Raw genomic sequence first — 18,289 nt, 5'->3', positions numbered from 1 at the left:
GTTATGTCACACACATATACAACGTTTTCACAGAAAAAAAATGACCAAATGCTGGAGCCGATGTTTTTCGGCCAACCCGTTAACGTGGCGCGTTATGATCAGCAAAAGTACCCTATTTTTGAAAAGCTGATTGAAAAACAACTGTCGTTTTTCTGGCGCCCTGAAGAGGTTGATGTCTCTCGCGACCGTATTGACTATAATGCGCTGCCAGATCACGAAAAGCATATCTTTATCAGTAATCTGAAATACCAAACGCTGCTGGACTCTATTCAGGGCCGCAGCCCTAATGTGGCATTATTGCCACTGATTTCGATTCCTGAACTGGAAACTTGGGTTGAAACGTGGGCGTTTTCTGAAACTATCCACTCACGTTCGTATACACATATTATTCGTAATATTGTGAATGACCCTGCCATTATTTTTGACGATATCGTTGAAAATGAAGAAATTTTAAAACGTGCTAAAGATATTTCTGGTTTTTACGATGACCTGATCGAAATGACCAATTACTATCATATGTTTGGTGAAGGCACGCATACTTGCAACGGTAAGCAAGTTACTGTTTCTCTGCGTCAGTTGAAGAAGCAGCTGTACCTGTGCCTAATGAGCGTTAATGCGCTCGAAGCAATTCGTTTCTATGTTAGCTTCGCCTGTTCATTTGCGTTTGCTGAACGCGAGCTAATGGAAGGAAATGCTAAAATCATCAAACTGATCGCACGTGATGAAGCACTGCACTTAACTGGTACACAACACATGTTGAACCTGTTACGTTCGGGGCAAGATGACCCAGAAATGGCAGAAATCGCGGCAGAGTGCGAGCAAGAATGTTATGACTTATTCGTTCAAGCGGCAGAGCAAGAGAAAGAGTGGGCTGACTACCTATTCAGCGAAGGCTCTATGATTGGTTTAAATAAAGATATTTTATGCCAATATGTTGAATATATTACTAATATTCGCATGCAAGCTGTCGGTCTGAAATTGCCATTTGAAACGCGTTCAAACCCAATTCCATGGATCAACGCATGGTTGGTGTCTGACAACGTACAAGTTGCGCCTCAAGAGGTTGAAGTCAGTTCTTATTTAGTCGGCCAAATTGACTCTCAAGTCGATACCGACGATTTGAGCGACTTCGAACTATAAGCATGGCAAGCCATAAAATCACCCTGCGGTTAACGCAGGGTGTTCAAGTCCCCTTCCATACTGAAGTCCATTCGTGTTTGTTGGAAGCCTTAGAAGACAGCCGTATTCCTGTAGAATATCAATGTCGTGAAGGCTACTGCGGTTCATGCCGAGTGACGTTATTACATGGGAAAGTGGGCTATAAGCAAAAACCTATTGCATTTGTGCAAGATGGAGAAATTCTGCCTTGTTGCTGTCATCCACTTTCAGATATTGAAATTGGTTAATCTAAAATAGGTGATTGCACAGCTGTCTATCAGTTACCTGTGCAATCACTTTTTATTCACTTGCTTTATTGATTATAAATAACCATATAATCCCGCAAATATCCAACCAAATACACAAGAAACACCCACCCCAATTAACCCCGGTAGAATGAAGCTGTGGTTGATAACAAATTTACCAATACGCGTTGTTCCAGAACGGTCAAATTGAATTGCCGCAAGGTCACTAGGGTAAGTTGGTAAAATGTAATACCCATAACACGCAGGTGCAGAAGCGATAATATAAGCCGGGTCAACACCAATCCCTAGTGCAATTGGTACTACAGCGGCCAGAGCAGCTGCTTGTGAGTTAACAAACTTAGAGACTAATAATAAGATAACTGCATAAGCCCAAGGGAAATCTTTCACTAAAGAACCTAAAGTTCCTTTAATTTCATCCATATGAGCACCGAACATGGTTTCTGCCATCCATGCGATACCATATACTGCAACAATCGCAATCATCCCTGAACGGAATACTTCATTCTTTGAAATTTGTCCTGGATTAGTCTTACAAATAATGATAATTAGCGCACCTGCTAATAACATAAACATCTGGATGACTAAAACCATGGATAGTGGCTTACCGTTAACTAGCGGTCTAAGTTCAGAAAATGCGCCAAGTAATGCCACAACTGCGATGGAAGCTAAAAAAATCCACATCGCGACCCAATTAATTTTCGGTAATTTGGTATTTAGCAGTGTCACACTGTCACCATAGACATAATCATGGTTTTCAGGGACTGAGATAAACTCTTGGAATACAGGGTCTTTATCGAGATCTTTACCTCTAAACCAACTGAAAATACCAATAGCTAAAATACCAATTAATGTTGATGGAATAGTAATTGCTAATAAATCCAAAAATTCGAGTGACTTACCATTGATTGTCACACCATTTAGCATTGCGACTAATGAAACAACGGCAACTGAAACTGGGCTAGCGATAATCCCCATTTGCGCGCCAATACTACTCGCAGCCATTGGCCTTTCAGGGCGAATATTATTTTTAATCGCCGCATCGTAAATGATAGGTAAAATTGTATACACCACATGCCCTGTACCACACAAAATGGTTAAGATACATGTCACAAAAGGTGCCACAATAGAAATGTACTTAGGGTTTTTCCGCAGTAGTCGTTCTGCAATTTGCAGCATGACATCCAAACCGCCTGATGCTTGTAACGTTGCTGATGCGGCAACAACAGCAATGATAACAAGCATTACATCAACAGGCGGTTTTCCAGGCGGTAAACCAAAGCCAAAAACTAAGATAACTAGACCAACACCACCTAATAGCCCGAGTGCCATTCCCCCTTTTTTTGCTCCATAGAATAAGCAAACAAGGATAATGGCGAGTTGAATCATAAAGTCCATAGTTCCATCCTTTATATATATGTTTACATATATTATCGGGATGATTTTCAAGCATTAATTTGATTTATGATAACTTCAAAATCAATTTAGTTTTATTTTTTATGCTTTTATTTTGACCTCATCACATAATTTTAATTAAGTAACTGACATACTATTCCGTTACCTACCATTTTGATAAAAATCAATCAACTACTACACCAATTTTAACAACTCACTCCATTTAAATTTACCTTTAGTCACTTTAAATCATCATTTTTTCTTTACTTTATTAACTCTGCTCATTGTCTTGAGTCTCTCTATCTACTTGATTATTGTCGTAAACTTAACATTACACTAGCTGTAATTTACATTTGACAGCGAACTTGCAATCGCATAATCTGCATCACTTATTAATTATTCAAATTCAATTAGAGGAACTTGTGAAGAATCGTACGCTTGGCAGTGTGTTAATCGTTGCAGGGACAACAATAGGTGCAGGGATGTTGGCAATGCCACTTGCCGCTGCAGGAGTCGGTTTCACAGGCATCGTTTGTTTGCTTGTTGGATTATGGATGTTAATGAGTTATACCTCATTACTGTTAGTTGAAGTGTATCAGCATAACCCTGCAAATATGGGCTTAGGCTCCGTTGCTAAAAAATATCTTGGCCCAATTGGCCAGATAGTGACTGGGCTAAGTATGCTGCTATTAATGTACGCATTAACAACCGCTTATATCGGTGGAGCTGGCGTATTAATTTCAGATAGTCTGTCTTCATGGTGGGGCTTTAAAATTTCAACTGACACTGCCATTATTGCATTTACTATTATTGGTGGTGCAGTTGTCTGTATTGGTACGCATTCCGTCGATTTTATTAACCGAATTTTATTCACAGCAAAAACGATTTTTTTAGTCATCATGTTAGTTGTAATGATGCCACACGCGGAAGCCGTAAACTTAAGCACCATGCCAATTGAAAAAGGCCTTATCCTTGCCGCAGTACCCGTTATTTTTACCTCTTTTGGTTTCCATGGCAGCGTCCCAAGTTTAGTTAACTATATGAATGGGGATGTACGTAAATTACGTATGATTTTCATTACCGGAAGCGCAATTCCTTTAGTTGCTTATATTCTATGGCAGATTGCGACGTTAGGGTCTATTCCATCACATACTTTTCTCGGAATACTAGCGCAGGAATCAGGTCTAAATGGGTTACTCACCGCGATCCGCGATGTTGTCGCTACACCTCGCGTTAATATCGCCGTCAGCTTGTTTATGGATTTAGCGTTGGCCACATCTTTCTTAGGTGTCGCATTAGGCTTATTTGATTACCTCGCCGACTTATTCAAACGGAGTAATCATTTTATCGGTCGAGTACAAACAGGCTTACTCACCTTTGTTCCGCCATTATTGGCTGCTCTATTCTTTAGTAGTTTCGTACAAGCATTAACTTATGCAGCTGTTGCTCTCTCGGTCTTAGCGCTGATTATTCCTGCATTGCTAACATTACGTGTACGTAAATTAGAATCTCAAGGTGGGTATCAAGTTAAAGGTGGTACACCTATTTTAGCCTTAGTGTTGGCATGTGGTGTGGCAGTAATCGCTATCCAATTTTCGATTGTTGCCGGCTTCTTACCGAACGTCGGCTAACAAATTGATAAATTAAGCCGTAATTCGGATAACTTCAAATTACGGCTTTTGTTTATCTGAAATTAACTATCCTCACTCCCAATCAAGGTGGCCATCGTTTGATATCCGCAATCAATCAATAATCCCCTAGCATTCCTACTCTATCTCCACATATATATTATTTGCATATAATTTAATATATATTTCTTTAATTACGTCATTTGGCAGAAAATAATTCCGAAAAGACAACCCTACCCCTCTTGCTTTACAGTTATTGAGAGGTAAATAAGGAATTAGGTTGAATGAAAAGGAAAAATATTTCTGCTGTCCACGATGCAGCATTTAAGAGGTTTATGTCAAACATAGACAGCGCACGTGACTTTTTTGAAATTCACTTACCAAAACACATAAAATCATTATGTGATTTCACTACGCTAAAGCTGACTAACTCATCATTTATTGATAAACAGCTTCGCTCTCGGCTATCTGATGTTCTGTATTCAGTACAGACCTCACATGGAACAGGCTATATTTATTTATTAGTCGAGCACCAGTCAACCCCAGATAAACTGATGGCGTGGCGCTTAATGCATTATGCGTTTTTAGCAATGAATCAGCATATGCAGCAAGGAAGCACTGTATTACCTCTAGTTGTTCCTATTCTTTTCTACCACGGTACTCGTTCACCTTACCCTTACACTCAGTTATGGACAGATTGTTTTCCTCAGCCCAAGCTGGCAAATACGTTATATACACAATCATTCCCGTTGGTTGATATCACTGTAATAGACGATAATGAATTAGTAAATCATCGCAAAATTGCTGTTATGGAATTAGCGATGAAACATAAACGTTTGCGAGATGAGTTTCACCATGTGCTTCCTTTATTGGCGCAAGCACTCAATCAACACTATAATAGCGACAATGATGTGGTCACTATCATCAATTACCTATTTTCTGCTTTAGACTCAACTGATTTTGAAAAATTTATCTACACATTAGAAGCGCAAACAGAAAAGCACAAGAAGACGATTATGAATATCGCACAACGCTTACATAATAAGGGTCATCAAGAGGGCCTTCTCGAGGGGCTGCAAAAAGGCAAACAGGAAGGGCTTCAAAAAGGGCTTCAAGAAGGCGTTCAAAAAACTAAAACCACCTTAGCTCGCAACTTATTGATAAACGGTGTTAGCCCTGAAATTATTATGAAAAGCACCGGATTGAGCCGTGATGAGCTGACGTCATTAAAGTAATGCAATAAAAACTGAAGTAAATAGCTATGGATAAGCAGCTAAAAGTTTAACCAATTATTTTAAAAAATACTCAACTAAGTTTACATCATCAAATTCGCCCTAGGCGTACACATAATGTACGCCTAGGGGCATTATGAACAAGATAACCCTGTTAGAATGAAAGGCCAGCCCCTACATACCAGCCATCAGCAACTTTATCGCTACTATGACCATGTGTCCCTTTCATTTCAATTAAGCGATATCCCGCATCAATAGATAAAGGCTTAAATACCGTATAACGTGCACCGGCTTTAGCTTCGACGTACGATTTGCTGCCTGAAGTCAGTTGCTCTGGAGCACCATAAGCTTCACCGTAAATATTGAGTGAAGGCAAAGCCTGCCAATTTAACCCACCACCAACAGCTAATGCAGCACCATTACTATTGTGATCAGGTGATAGATATAGCCCTTTACCCCCTACAAATGCAGAAAAAGGCCCAATAGGTAAGCCAAATGTGGCACCAATACTACCCATTTGCCCATCATGGTCACTACGAGCCCAAGAGCCGTTAAATGCCAATCCTGCATTTTGGTTACCTAACCCTGCAGACAGCTCAGTAAAATGTTCACCTGCTTGTGCACTAACTGAAACTGCATGTGCAGTACCTACGAATAATGGTGACATCGCTGCTGCCAATAATAATAATTTGCGCATTATTTTATCCTCTTGATATTATTACCTATGGATATTACGCGAATCTCACCCTATTTTCAGCCATTCTTACCTAGATTTACGCTATAGCCTCGATAAAAGCCCTCGTTATTCATTACAAAATTTCACGCATCAAAAATTTTAGTGCAAAAAAGTGCGATAAATACGTATTTTTTACTTGTAATCACAGTAATTGGTTATATTAATTAGATAATCAATTCCATAATAACTATACTGAATTACAAGTTTATTGTAGTCGTGTTTTTTATTTTTTACAAAATATTAACTTATTAGTTAGGTTTGTGTAGTCATTTAATCCAAACAAAGGAGCATTGTGATGAAAAAGAAAGGCCTTACTACCGCCTCAGGCGCCCCAGTCGCCAATAATAATAATGTCATGACAGCGGGTAAACGTGGCCCAATGTTATTACAGGATGTTTGGTTTTTAGAAAAACTTGCCCATTTTGACCGTGAAGTAATCCCTGAAAGACGTATGCACGCAAAAGGTTCTGGTGCTTTCGGTACCTTTACCGTAACCCATGATATTAGCCGCTATACTCGTGCAAAAATTTTCTCTGAAGTAGGGAAAAAAACAGAAATGTTCGCTCGGTTCTCTACCGTTGCAGGCGAACGTGGAGCTGCCGACGCAGAACGTGATATTCGTGGCTTCGCATTAAAGTTTTATACTGAAGAAGGTAACTGGGATATGGTGGGTAACAACACCCCTGTATTCTATTTCCGTGACCCATTAAAATTCCCTGATTTAAACCACGTAGTTAAACGTGACCCTCGCTCTAATCTGCGTACAATGGAACATAAATGGGCCTTTTTCTCCCAATTACCTGAATCTTTACACCAGTTAACCATTGATGCTAGTGACCGTGGTATCCCACAAAGTTACCGTCATATGCATGGTTTTGGTAGCCATACATATAGTTTCATCAACAGTAACAATGAACGTTTCTGGGTCAAATTCCATTTCCGTTGCCAGCAAGGTATTCAAAATCTGTCTGATGAACAAGCTGAGCAGTTAGTGGGTAAAGATAGAGAAAGTTCACAGCGAGATCTGTTTGAATCCATCGAAAAAGGGGATTTCCCACGCTGGAATTTGCAAGTGCAAATTATGCCAGAAAAAGAAGCTTCTCAAGTTCCTTATAACCCATTTGACTTAACCAAAGTATGGCCACACAAAGATTATCCATTAATTGATGTCGGTTATTTTGAACTTAATCGTAATCCAGACAACTATTTTGCTGACGTAGAACAAGCGGCTTTTAGCCCTGCTAACGTGGTTCCGGGTATTGGTTTCTCGCCAGATAGAATGTTACAAGGCCGCCTGTTCTCTTATGGCGATGCTCATCGTTATCGTCTTGGTGTCAACCATCACCAAATCCCAGTAAACGCCCCACGTTGCCCATTCCATAATTACCACCGTGATGGGGCAATGCGCGTTGACGGTAATAGTGGCAACCATGTGACCTATGAGCCAAATGAAGCCGGATTATTCCAAGAACAACCGGACTTTAGCGAACCGCCATTATCTATTGAAGGTGCTGCTGACCATTGGGATCACCGCGAAGACCAAGATTATTTCAGCCAGCCACGTGCATTATATGAGTTGTTAGATGATGCCGAGCACCAACGTATGTTTAAACGTATTGCCGGTGAACTGATTGACGCGACTGAAGCCACACAAGTGCGCCAAATCGAGTTATTTAAACAAGTTCACCCTGAATACGGTGCGGGTGTCGAAAAAGCGTTAAAAGCACTAAAATAGTGTAAGTCATTAAGTGGTGGGGATAACCCCGCCACTATTTCGCCCTATTCTTTTATTCTCGCTAACAACCACTTCTTCACTTGTTGCCTAGACACTTTTATTCCCCCTGCTTTCAATTCAGGGTCTAAATAATAAAATGCCATAGGATATTGGTATGGAGCGAGTTTATCTTTTAACCAATCCGCCAGCTGATTTAAATCCACTGACTCATTTGCTTCAATAACCGCGACAGGACGTTGCCCAAATTGCACATCATCAATAGGTATAATAAAACTTTGGCTGACATCAGGATGTGAATTTATGACTGATTCGATATCTTCGGGTTGAACGCACTCCCCACCACTGATAAATAAGTTGTCTAGACGACCAATAATCTGATATTCCCCATCGATAAAAGTCCCTTTATCGTTAGTTTTAAACCAGTTATCTAGGCAATTTAATGGGTGAAGTTGCCCATCAAACCAATAACCCAGAGCCTGACTATCTGATTGAATTTGAATTTCATCATCCACAAGACGAACTTGCTTGCCTTTTAAGGGTAAACCGACACCTTTTTTACCGTCTGCCCGTTTCGCACAAACCGTAGATGCCATTTCTGTCATCCCATAGCCGCTCCAACAAGCAATACCATGCTGTTGAGCCAGATCCGTCAAGGTTGAAGGGATACTCGCTCCTCCCAATAAAACGGCTTTCAATGCGATATTAGTCACTGATTTATCATTTAATAAACGCCATAACTGGGTCGGAACTAAAGAGGCATGAGTGACCTCATGCAATGCTTGGGCCAAAGGAAGATTTTTGACCGCAAGTGAGCCACCTTTAAGAAGCCAGCGCCAAACAATCCCCTGACCAGATACATGGAATAACGGCAGCGATAGTAACCAACAATCTCCTTGCTGGTAATTCATCAGATTAACAACACCTGCTGCACTATTTAAGTGCGCAGCGACATTGTGAACAGCGGCTTTAGGTAGACCTGTCGATCCCGATGTTAAAATCAACGTAGCGGGCTGCTGAATAACCTCTTGAAAAATAACCGGAGCAACCTCTTCATCACTAATAAAATGGTAATAAAGTTGATAATCTAAATTACGATAATTTGCTAACAGATTTGATTCATCAGTAAAATCAATAACTGAGCTAACATTAAGATGAGGTAATAATTCTGCTAACAACCGTTCTGGGAGGCGGGGATTTAATGGTAAAACACGAGCCCCACAAGCAATAAGTGCCAGCTGACTCAGTAATAATTCAACTGAATTTTTCCCATGTAAAACAATACACTGCCCCTGCTCTACGCCTTGCATTAAAAAGTAAGTTCTAAGGTCAGTAATTTGTTGGCTTACACTTTCCCAAGTCATACTTTGGGACTCTGTGACTAGAGCGATTGAGTTCGGACGAAGATTGGCCCAGTGTTGCCAAGGCCAATCTTTAAATTGTGCTAACTCTGCCATACAAGCGTTAAATCATCTAACTGCTGAAGCGGAATATCACATTGTGGCCAAGGCCGTACCAATTGAGATTGAATAAGTGATACCGTGTCTAAGCCTGGAATGGTATTTGGCGTTAGCCAATGCGCTACACGAGCAAGTTGTGTTAAACCAAAACTACTTTCAATGGATGAGCTAATCACAGCTTGTAACCCTAAGCGATGTGATTCTTCCACTAAATAGCGGCAATATGACAAGCTGCCTGTCAGGGTCGGTTTAATGACTATCGCAGAAACCCCTTCCTGCGCTTCTACCATAAAGCCTTCTTCACGTACACTTTCATCCCAAGCAATACTAATGCCAGTATCTGCTGCAAATTGCAGTGACTCTTCACGGGTCTTACACGGCTCCTCTAAAAACGCAATACGACTACGGTAGTCTGGGTTAACATATTTAGCAAAACCGTCGGCTTTTGTTCGGGTCCAACTGCGATTCGCATCCAAACGCAGTTTCAGTTCTGGAACTGCCTCTAGTAACAGGTTAACCACCATACCATCACGTACCGCTTCATATAGACCGACTTTAACCTTAGCGACTTTCTCACCTTCCATTGCATCAAGGCTTAAGATTAAATCGTCAGGATCACCACTACATAAAGGTGCTTTGCGGTAGTCCGCTTGTTCAGGAAGTTCCCCTGCCAGCTCCGCTAGAGCGCAGCTGCACCCAAAAGCCACAGAGGGTAATAAACTATTAGAAATTTTGCCTTCTTTCACCCATTCATTCAGTCGCTTAATAGTTTCTGCGGTTGCTTCTTCTAATGTTTCACGACTGAATTCAGGTAGAGGCGAAATTTCTCCCCAACCTTCATTATCCCCATCTTGTAAACAGACTAAAAGCCCATCACGCGTTTTTAGTCGCTGATAACGAAGGATAACGCCTGCCTCCATCGGCAGGCTGAACGAATAAATCTTGGCTTTACGCATTATGGATTACGCTTATATTTAGAGAAGTCTGGAGCACGTTTTTCATTAAAGGCGTTACGGCCTTCTTGCCCTTCATCTGTCATATAGAACAACATAGTGGCATTACCTGCGAGCTCTTGCAGGCCAGCCTGACCATCACAATCTGCATTCAAAGCAGCTTTCAAACAACGTAATGCCATTGGGCTGTTTTCTAACATTTCACGGCACCAACGCACAGTCTCTTTTTCTAAGTCAGCATAAGGAACGACAGTATTAACCAGTCCCATTTCCAACGCTTCTTGTGCATTATACTGGCGGCACAGGAACCAAATTTCGCGTGCTTTCTTTTGCCCTACGATACGTGCCATATAAGACGCGCCCCATCCACCATCAAATGAGCCAACTTTTGGACCGGTTTGGCCGAAGATTGCGTTATCTGCAGCAATAGTCAGGTCACACATCATATGTAACACATGACCACCACCGATAGAGAAACCGGCGACCATTGCCACCACAGGTTTTGGACAAGTACGAATTTGACGTTGGAAATCTAATACATTTAAGTGATGAGTACCACTTTCGTCACGATACCCGCCGTAGTCGCCACGAATTTTTTGGTCACCACCGGCACAAAATGCTTTTTCACCTTCACCCGTTAAAATGATAGTTCCAACTTGGTCATCATAGCGTGCATCAGATAGAGCTTGGATCATTTCTTTCACGGTTTGTGGACGAAAAGCATTACGCACTTCTGGGCGATTAATCGTAATTTTTGCAATCCCTTCAGGAGATTTATGATAGCGAATATCTTCAAACCCTGTAGAGCAATCTTGCCATTCAATTGGTGCGTATAATTTTTCTTCGCTTGGATAAATCATTATCAGATTCCTTTAACCACAGTGTGATAAAAAATGGTGTAGTGCAGCTGCAAAGCCCATTGGGTTTTCCCGATGCGCATTATGCCCTGCATTTTCAATTAGCGTTAACGGCAATTCATATTGTTGCGAAACGCTTCGAAACTTTTTATCCTTTTCGCCACAAAAATAACGATAAGGACAGGTCAATTGATGCAATTTGTCCGCCAAGAAAGGTTGCTTTGCTAATGATGTATTTTCTAGCATAGCAGCAATACTGTGCGGGTTATTTTGCCGACGTAACTGAATTAAATGTTGGCGCTGAGTGGTCGACAAATCAGCAAATACAGCTTGTTGATACCAATCATCTAACACTTCTTCGATGGGTTCTGAACGAAAACGTTGTGCCCATGCCTTATCATTAGCCGCCCGAGCAACTCGTTCTTGTTCATTGACTAATCCCACATTGCCCCCCTCAATCACTAAACCTAATAATCCGTTAGGCTGATAGTGACAGGCAAAATGCATCGCTAACCGAGCACCGAGTGAATAGCCAACCAAGTAGTATTCATTAATTTGATGATACTGTAAAAGAGCGCTGAGTTGTTGATCAAAATGTGAAAAACCTTGGCATGGCTCTGAGTGAGAACCGCCATGCCCTGGTAAATCCACCGCTAACGATGGAAAAGCACGTGTTTGTTCAATCACAGGTTGCCAGTCATCGGCACTACCTAACAAGCCATGCAGCCAGATGACCCAAGGAGAAGATGAGACTGAATTATGTCTATGGGCAGATAACATTACAGTTCCACAACTTCATTCAATAGTTGTTTTAACGTACGGGCGCCTTCATCACTTGCCACCTGCAATTCCACCAGCAATGTGCCCTGTTGACGGCGCCAAAATTGTTGAACGGTATTTTTTAGTGTTGTCCAGTCTGTCGGCGCACAGTATTGTAAGCCAAACATTTTCGCCGCGGGCTCGAAACTGACATTTTGCGGCATACAGTAATAGTTTTGTCTTGCTTCGTCTGGTGTAGGTAACATAGAAAAAATTTGCCCACCATTGTTATTCACCACGATCAGAACGGTGGGCGCTGAAGGCTCACGCAACAAAGCCAAACTATTCAAGTCATATAGTGCAGAAATATCCCCAACAATAGCCAATGTTGGCCGTGCTGTTGCCCGCTGAACACCTGCCATGGTAGAAATCAAACCATCAATACCACTCGCGCCCCGGTTACTATAAACAGGATAGCCCAATGGAAGTTGTGCTAGTGCATCTACCAAACGGACAATTAAGCTGTTGCCAACAAATAGTTGGCCTCGTGGAGGCAGCAGTTCAGGTAATTGGTGTGCAACTGCGGCTTCTGAAAACTGCGCTTGTAAGCGTTGGCGCACATGGTGTTGAGTTTTTTGCACTAAAGTGGGCAGCGACTCACACCACAAGCTTCTCGGCTGTGCAGGATGGTTATCTAGCCAACCCTTGATTGAACAGGTTAATTTTCTTCCCTTATGATTGGCTGGGTCTAACCGCTGAGGTATTGAGTCGATAATCCAATACTCTTGCGGCTCACAATTGGCTTGCCATTGTAAGAGCCGTTTTCCCGTTAAGCTTGAACCAAACTGAACGACTAATTCCGCATCTTTTAAAATAGACTGAGTTTCTGGATGTTGTAGCCATAAGTCGGCACATGGAAAAGGTTGTCCGGTTTGAGACAGCACATCACCGAGTACTGGCCATCCAAGTTCCTGTGCCCATTTTGCAACTAACTCCCCTTCACTCGCTGTCATTCGCCCTGCAATCACAACGCCTTTTTTCTGACGCCAAAAATACCAATCCGCAACCAATGCGACGGAATGGGTTAATGGCTCCGTTAACCACGGGTGAGAAGAATTCCACCATTCTCCAAGTGTTTGCTGCCACTCATATTCCCCATCCATTTCACCATATAGTGGCTCTGCAAATGGACAATTAATATGAAAGGCACCATGGTGTAACTGGTTCATGCCATTATCAATCGCGGTGACCAACCATTTCGCTGAAATATCTTGCGTCGGCCTTGGCAACATTAATGATTGAGAGGGGTGAGACGCAAAAATATGTGTTTGCCGAATAGCTTGATTAGCACCGCAATCAATCAATTCTGGCGGTCTGTCAGCGGTAAGAAAAATCACCTTTTCCCCTGTTAAACCGGCTTCAATTAATGAAGGGTAAAGGTTTGCAACAGCTGTACCAGAGGTAACGATAACCCCTACAGGCTCATGACTGGCTTTTGCTAAACCTAGAGCTAGGTGCCCTAAACCACGCTCATCAAAATGCGTATGGCAATGCAATTTACCATGGTTAATCGCCGCAAGGGTCAAGGGTGTTGAGCGCGAACCAGGCGCAATACAGATGTGTTTCATTCCGTGGCGAGACAGTGCTTCGATAATCACTTCAGCCCAACGGAGGTTAAAAGCAGAATTCGACATAATATGCTCAGCAAATTATTAGTTATCAATTAGTTTAGACTGGCTGAAATAAATTTCTTGATCTCAGGACAATTTTTGATGAACTAATTGAAATAAAAAAGAAAATAACCATTTTTATTTTATGGTTTTTCGTTATTTTCAAATAAAGACTTTAGCCCAGCCGCTTTATTTTCAATTTCTATCCACTCTTGCTCTGGGTCTGAGCCACTGACAATACCAGCGCCTGAATATAATGAGACCTGTGCACCCTCTATTTGCGCACAACGTAGAGATACCGCGAATTCACTTTTATTTAAGCTCATAAAACCACCCGTTCCTGCATACCAGCCGCGAGAAAAAGGTTCATTTTTGGCTAAAAATTGCCGAGCGACTTTTCGTGGCAAACCACACACGGCTGCGGTAGGTTGGAGGCGTTGTAAACAATCGCTATCAGAAGGGGTGATTAGCGTCGCAACAATTGAACGATAAAGGTGTTGAATTTTTCTTAAACGAATAACTTTTGCTGAAGACACATCTACCCCAGTCACCGCCCCTTGCAATTGTTGACAAATATCATCAACAACCACTAAGTTTTCATGTTGGTTTTTTTTATCTTCCATCAACCATTTAGCGTACTCTGCTGCGACTGCATCATCAGGGTCATTAGCGACGGTTCCCGCTAAGGCCTCAGAATTTAATTGGCCATCTTGACGTAAATATAAACGCTCGGGGGTTGAAGAAATAAAACCAGAATGCGCGTTGAAGGCCATCATAAAATGGTAGCAATGATGATTCACTTGCTGGCTTTGTGCTAAAAACTGAGCAACCGCAATAGGCTTAGACAGGGTGAGTTTTGTTTCCCTTGCCATAACCACTTTTTCCATTTTCCCTGACTTCATATCATCAATAGCGCAATTTAATAAACGGCACCATTCATCATGAGTAGGAATATGTTCTTGCGCAGTAATATCCGCATTCAGTGCCAATGTCACTTGAGAAGCGGGTTTTAATTGCTGTAAAAGATGAATGGCATTTAAGCGATCTTCTTCACCTTCTATATTGATACTAACGTTAATCGTTGAACGTAGTCGATGAATTTCAATACGAGGTAAAAAACAAAATGTTGCTTGACGTTTTATCTCGTCAGGGATCCCATCCCCGACGGCATTCCACCCATTAAGCCCCCATAGGCGCATTTCTGGTATATCAGGGTATTGCGATAAAAAAGCTTGAGCCTTATCTATCGAATCAAAAGATTTCACCATGCCAAGAGCACTACATTCTTCAGCTCCCGTCCGTTGATACCAGTAAAATTGAGGGTAGCTTTCTTGCACTGATAGCCATGAAAGACCAGGGAAAGCGGTCTGCGCATCCAATTGCCAAACAAAACGAATAAACTCTTGGTTTTTTAGTGTCAATGTAGACAAATGATCCAAAATTTCAGTTATCAGTTGATCAATTTTTTTATAGTTCACTTTAGATTCCCACTGCTACATCACACAAATTCACTACGCGTTATTATATAGCGCAAAACCATTTTTTAATACATTGATGACTAACAGTAAATGCTATGTCACCGGTTCAGCACTAAAAACAGATTATCTGCAATAAACAAATTGTTTTTAGTACATCACTATAATTATCGCTTATGCCCCAAATGACGATAGCCAAGAGAAATCACATCAAAACCAACCTTGTTACACGAATAGAGGTTCAGGTTGTTGATAGTATAGCTTATTATATATATTACACGTCATTCCATTCATTTAATTAATGGAAAATGTGATTTTATCCCCTTTCTTCTTTCCTCTCTCTCGAAATTGCTTCATTTTTATCCAAAAAGAATTCCATTTTGAAACATAGTTATATTTAAGCTGCAAACCTATATTCCATTACAATTCTATTTAGCCTTCAAAAGTAAAACCGCCGTAAATTTTAATTATCATCATATTGTTATGCGTTATTTAATTTAGTATCACTATAGATGATTTCTAAATATATATAATAAAAAATAATATTTTAAACATGTATTGACTTGCTCAAAGTGCTATTTTTTAGCTCTGTTTTTCATTTTTTAGTATAAAACTTTCAGTCAATTTCTAGTAGGTTAACAAATATGAAATTTATATTTTCATTTACAATAAATAGGTAACTCAACCATACAATAGTGCTAATACAAATTAGTGTTCAATCCTTAACTTAATCAACATGGATTTTAAAATGAATACAAAAGAAAATTACGACAGAATTATTGAAAAAGAGCATATAGGCCATACAACCTTAGCTTTATTAACGAATCAAGATGCTCTTTCAACCCGCGAAGTCGGTATTTTTACATTAGACGATTTAATTAGCATACATCGCCATGTTTACTTCTCTCTTTCTTTGCCTTGGAAAAAAAATGATATTCTAAAATGGTTTGGTATTACCTCATCAACCACTTTACCAATAGATACAGACGAATTAATTAATACTATTATCAATATTCGAGATCATGCCAATACCTGGGATAATGTCGAGCAACATGTTAAAGAGCAATCTGTCAACCTATCTCTAGCTAGCCGAAACATTATACATACAGGAGGGCAGATTATTGAATATATAAACCATATGCCTATATTGAAAAGAGTATCAGACAGTTTGAATGATATTAATGAAAGTGAGTTAGATGAAATATTTTATCAAAGCGATGACCAACAAATAGCGACTGAACTAACTAATATCTTACAATTAATTAAAGATGATATTAAGGAGCAATCCATTAAGACAAGTAATATTAAAAATATCATTTCAGATTTTAGAGTACATATTACAGGTGGGTATCTATCTAATTATCAACACGTTGAATCATTATTGTTTAATATTAAAGGGCTATATAATCAACTTGAAACTACTGATAATGAAATTACAGATACCTACTTACAAGAATTACTTAAAACGAAAAAACAGGAACTACAGCAATTAGAACAAGAGTATTCACATTTTGTAAAACTCAGCTTCACCGGCTTAGCAGGTGGTGTCATCGGTCTCATTATTACTGGTAGTATTTTTGGCTCGAAAGCTGAAAAAATTCGAGCAAGAAAAAATGAAACATTAGCAGAAATAAAATCAATTAACGACCAAATTAACAAAGAAGAACTCATCAAAAAAGTTATCTTTGATATTCAAATTAACCTCCATAAAATCGATGGTTTCTTTAAAGATGCACGGTTAGCCGTTGACCATTTAGATTATATGTGGCTTGTCCTCCTAACTGAAATAACCCAATCAATCGAGGTTTTCAAAAAAATCAATAACGCTGATAAACTTATTAAATTCATTACTCATTTCAAACGAATTGTTACATCCTGGTATACCATTCAAGAATACTCTACACATTTAATAACGTTATTTGACCAAATTCAACCAAATAGCACCCCCCCTCAATAAAAGGTACTCATATGCAAGATAAGCTTGATTTACCGATATTGCCCTCCATTGATATTTATCAGTTAAGGCATATGTCAAATGAAATTTCCGCATTTAATAAAAATATAATACATTATGACTTTATCATACACGGAAAGATACAAAAAATTGCAAGTAAGACTTTCAATATAAATGAAATAATCAGAAACTCGATACCGAAGCTAAAAATAAAATTAAATTATATTTTAAAAAGTGAATTAAATAGTGAAAATACAAATATACCTGACGGAATTTTAGTCACAAGCTTTATTGAAGATTTAATTGATTTTAAATTAGAGCTAGAAAGAATAATTACCAAATTCAGTTACACCACCGACTCTCTATCACTCATTCATGTGGAAGAAAGCAACCAACATAAACTACAGCAATACGCAGAACAAAAAGAACTCCTAGTCACATCCAAAAATAGTAAAATGCTAAAAATAAACGAAATCAATCAGCAACACTCCGTTATTACCGCAGCAGAAGATATCATCTTAAAATCTAAAATCACTGATTTCTTAAAAAAACATTTGTTAAATGATGAGTTAATTGACTCAATTGATATGCCAACAAATAAAAAGCAAATATTAAAGTCAGCCATTGCTTTTATTAAAAATTTATTATCAGTCATTGATGATGGTTTAGAATTTGCGCAACTTGTAGAGGTCAGGCTAGATTTAGGAAACCAAATTTTAGAATTAAAGGAAGAAGTTAATCACATTGATAAAACAATATTTAAGCTTTCTCAACTCATGCTCTTATCAGAACAAATCACCGCTATAGATTCACATAAATTATCAATTATTACTCAGATAGGCCTCATTAAGAATTATTGGTGGGAATGGTGCCATTTTATTAATGAAAAATCGTCTGAAAAAACAGTGAATATTCAAAAGATCAATACCGCAAGCCAAGTACTAATGTCTTTTTTAGATGATATGGAATACCAATATCAGCGTCAGTTACCTGATTAAAAAAAACCGGCTACTCAAA

General features: G+C 39.7%; 15 protein-coding genes. 7 read left to right on the top strand and 8 right to left on the bottom strand.

Translation table 11 applies throughout. The features are described 5' to 3' along the window. Positions 1 to 3 precede the first annotated feature (3 nt). Entirely contained in the window at positions 4 to 1,140 is a 1,137-nt protein-coding gene (gene nrdB, locus PSF31_RS15260) for a class Ia ribonucleoside-diphosphate reductase subunit beta (RefSeq protein ID WP_004259897.1), read from the top strand. A 2-nt stretch (positions 1,141 to 1,142) separates the two neighbouring features. Then, complete coding sequence (gene yfaE, locus PSF31_RS15255; RefSeq protein ID WP_004259896.1) at positions 1,143 to 1,406, top strand: class I ribonucleotide reductase maintenance protein YfaE; 264 nt, start codon at positions 1,143 to 1,145, stop codon at positions 1,404 to 1,406. A 72-nt stretch (positions 1,407 to 1,478) separates the two neighbouring features. Here the strand turns inward: yfaE and PSF31_RS15250 are convergent, their stop codons facing one another. Beyond that, entirely contained in the window at positions 1,479 to 2,819 is a 1,341-nt protein-coding gene (locus PSF31_RS15250) for an anaerobic C4-dicarboxylate transporter (protein WP_096864880.1), read from the bottom strand. Between the two features lie 479 nt (positions 2,820 to 3,298). On the opposite strand from PSF31_RS15250, the gene tyrP reads away from it, so the two are divergent. After that, positions 3,299 to 4,447: a tyrosine transporter TyrP gene (gene tyrP / locus PSF31_RS15245; RefSeq protein ID WP_231135994.1), complete on the top strand. Its 1,149-nt coding sequence runs from the start codon at positions 3,299 to 3,301 to the stop codon at positions 4,445 to 4,447. 281 nt (positions 4,448 to 4,728) lie between these two features. Further along, positions 4,729 to 5,679: an Rpn family recombination-promoting nuclease/putative transposase gene (locus PSF31_RS15240; protein ID WP_096864879.1), complete on the top strand. Its 951-nt coding sequence runs from the start codon at positions 4,729 to 4,731 to the stop codon at positions 5,677 to 5,679. A gap of 151 nt (positions 5,680 to 5,830) precedes the next feature. Here the strand turns inward: PSF31_RS15240 and PSF31_RS15235 are convergent, their stop codons facing one another. Then, the gene (locus tag PSF31_RS15235; protein ID WP_096864878.1) at positions 5,831 to 6,373 is read right to left on the bottom strand and encodes a YfaZ family outer membrane protein; all 543 of its coding nucleotides are present in this window, start codon (positions 6,371 to 6,373) and stop codon (positions 5,831 to 5,833) included. A gap of 334 nt (positions 6,374 to 6,707) precedes the next feature. On the opposite strand from PSF31_RS15235, the gene PSF31_RS15230 reads away from it, so the two are divergent. Then, positions 6,708 to 8,147: a catalase gene (locus tag PSF31_RS15230; protein ID WP_004259872.1), complete on the top strand. Its 1,440-nt coding sequence runs from the start codon at positions 6,708 to 6,710 to the stop codon at positions 8,145 to 8,147. 44 nt (positions 8,148 to 8,191) lie between these two features. On the opposite strand, the gene menE is transcribed toward PSF31_RS15230, so the two are convergent. The 6 genes from menE to PSF31_RS15200 all read right to left on the bottom strand — a co-directional run bounded on the left by menE (position 8,192) and on the right by PSF31_RS15200 (position 15,321). Beyond that, complete coding sequence (menE, locus tag PSF31_RS15225) at positions 8,192 to 9,601, bottom strand: o-succinylbenzoate--CoA ligase (RefSeq protein ID WP_096864876.1); 1,410 nt, start codon at positions 9,599 to 9,601, stop codon at positions 8,192 to 8,194. Further along, positions 9,589 to 10,560 (bottom strand): o-succinylbenzoate synthase, encoded by a 972-nt coding sequence (gene menC / locus PSF31_RS15220; protein ID WP_096864875.1) that lies wholly within the window; start codon positions 10,558 to 10,560, stop codon positions 9,589 to 9,591. Before menC ends, menE begins: the two co-directional genes overlap by 13 nt. Next, the gene (menB, locus tag PSF31_RS15215; protein ID WP_094962302.1) at positions 10,560 to 11,417 is read right to left on the bottom strand and encodes a 1,4-dihydroxy-2-naphthoyl-CoA synthase; all 858 of its coding nucleotides are present in this window, start codon (positions 11,415 to 11,417) and stop codon (positions 10,560 to 10,562) included. Before menB ends, menC begins: the two co-directional genes overlap by 1 nt. 12 nt (positions 11,418 to 11,429) lie before the next feature. Next, positions 11,430 to 12,194: a 2-succinyl-6-hydroxy-2,4-cyclohexadiene-1-carboxylate synthase gene (menH, locus tag PSF31_RS15210; protein WP_096864874.1), complete on the bottom strand. Its 765-nt coding sequence runs from the start codon at positions 12,192 to 12,194 to the stop codon at positions 11,430 to 11,432. After that, positions 12,194 to 13,867, bottom strand: coding sequence for a 2-succinyl-5-enolpyruvyl-6-hydroxy-3-cyclohexene-1-carboxylic-acid synthase (menD, locus tag PSF31_RS15205; protein WP_004259862.1), 1,674 nt, complete (start codon positions 13,865 to 13,867; stop codon positions 12,194 to 12,196). The genes menH and menD overlap by 1 nt, the downstream gene beginning before the upstream one ends. A gap of 119 nt (positions 13,868 to 13,986) precedes the next feature. After that, on the bottom strand, positions 13,987 to 15,321 hold the full coding sequence (locus PSF31_RS15200; RefSeq protein WP_136134376.1) for an isochorismate synthase: 1,335 nt from the start codon (positions 15,319 to 15,321) through the stop codon (positions 13,987 to 13,989). Positions 15,322 to 16,066: 745 nt separating this feature from the next. On the opposite strand from PSF31_RS15200, the gene PSF31_RS15195 reads away from it, so the two are divergent. Continuing rightward, the gene (locus PSF31_RS15195) at positions 16,067 to 17,275 is read left to right on the top strand and encodes an alpha-xenorhabdolysin family binary toxin subunit A (RefSeq protein WP_164561087.1); all 1,209 of its coding nucleotides are present in this window, start codon (positions 16,067 to 16,069) and stop codon (positions 17,273 to 17,275) included. Between the two features lie 11 nt (positions 17,276 to 17,286). Continuing rightward, positions 17,287 to 18,270 carry an alpha-xenorhabdolysin family binary toxin subunit B gene (locus tag PSF31_RS15190; protein WP_164561088.1) on the top strand — a complete coding sequence of 328 codons (984 nt, stop codon included), beginning with the start codon at positions 17,287 to 17,289 and terminating at the stop codon, positions 18,268 to 18,270. Positions 18,271 to 18,289: the final 19 nt, after the last annotated feature.

It is taken from the genome of Providencia sp. PROV156, assembly GCF_028480905.1.
In the GTDB taxonomy this organism is placed as follows: Bacteria; Pseudomonadota; Gammaproteobacteria; order Enterobacterales; family Enterobacteriaceae; genus Providencia; species Providencia hangzhouensis.
Note: the sequence above shows the minus strand (reverse complement) of the source record. Positions and strands in the feature narration are given on the sequence as shown.

Coding starts and splice junctions, on each gene's coding strand:
- nrdB (WP_004259897.1), top strand. CDS start 4: ATGTCACACACATATACAACGTTTTCACAGAAAAAAAATGACCAAATG.
- yfaE (WP_004259896.1), top strand. CDS start 1,143: ATGGCAAGCCATAAAATCACCCTGCGGTTAACGCAGGGTGTTCAAGTC.
- PSF31_RS15250 (WP_096864880.1), bottom strand. CDS start 2,819: ATGGACTTTATGATTCAACTCGCCATTATCCTTGTTTGCTTATTCTAT.
- tyrP (WP_231135994.1), top strand. CDS start 3,299: ATGTTGGCAATGCCACTTGCCGCTGCAGGAGTCGGTTTCACAGGCATC.
- PSF31_RS15240 (WP_096864879.1), top strand. CDS start 4,729: ATGAAAAGGAAAAATATTTCTGCTGTCCACGATGCAGCATTTAAGAGG.
- PSF31_RS15235 (WP_096864878.1), bottom strand. CDS start 6,373: ATGCGCAAATTATTATTATTGGCAGCAGCGATGTCACCATTATTCGTA.
- PSF31_RS15230 (WP_004259872.1), top strand. CDS start 6,708: ATGAAAAAGAAAGGCCTTACTACCGCCTCAGGCGCCCCAGTCGCCAAT.
- menE (WP_096864876.1), bottom strand. CDS start 9,601: ATGGCAGAGTTAGCACAATTTAAAGATTGGCCTTGGCAACACTGGGCC.
- menC (WP_096864875.1), bottom strand. CDS start 10,560: ATGCGTAAAGCCAAGATTTATTCGTTCAGCCTGCCGATGGAGGCAGGC.
- menB (WP_094962302.1), bottom strand. CDS start 11,417: ATGATTTATCCAAGCGAAGAAAAATTATACGCACCAATTGAATGGCAA.
- menH (WP_096864874.1), bottom strand. CDS start 12,194: ATGTTATCTGCCCATAGACATAATTCAGTCTCATCTTCTCCTTGGGTC.
- menD (WP_004259862.1), bottom strand. CDS start 13,867: ATGTCGAATTCTGCTTTTAACCTCCGTTGGGCTGAAGTGATTATCGAA.
- PSF31_RS15195 (WP_164561087.1), top strand. CDS start 16,067: ATGAATACAAAAGAAAATTACGACAGAATTATTGAAAAAGAGCATATA.
- PSF31_RS15190 (WP_164561088.1), top strand. CDS start 17,287: ATGCAAGATAAGCTTGATTTACCGATATTGCCCTCCATTGATATTTAT.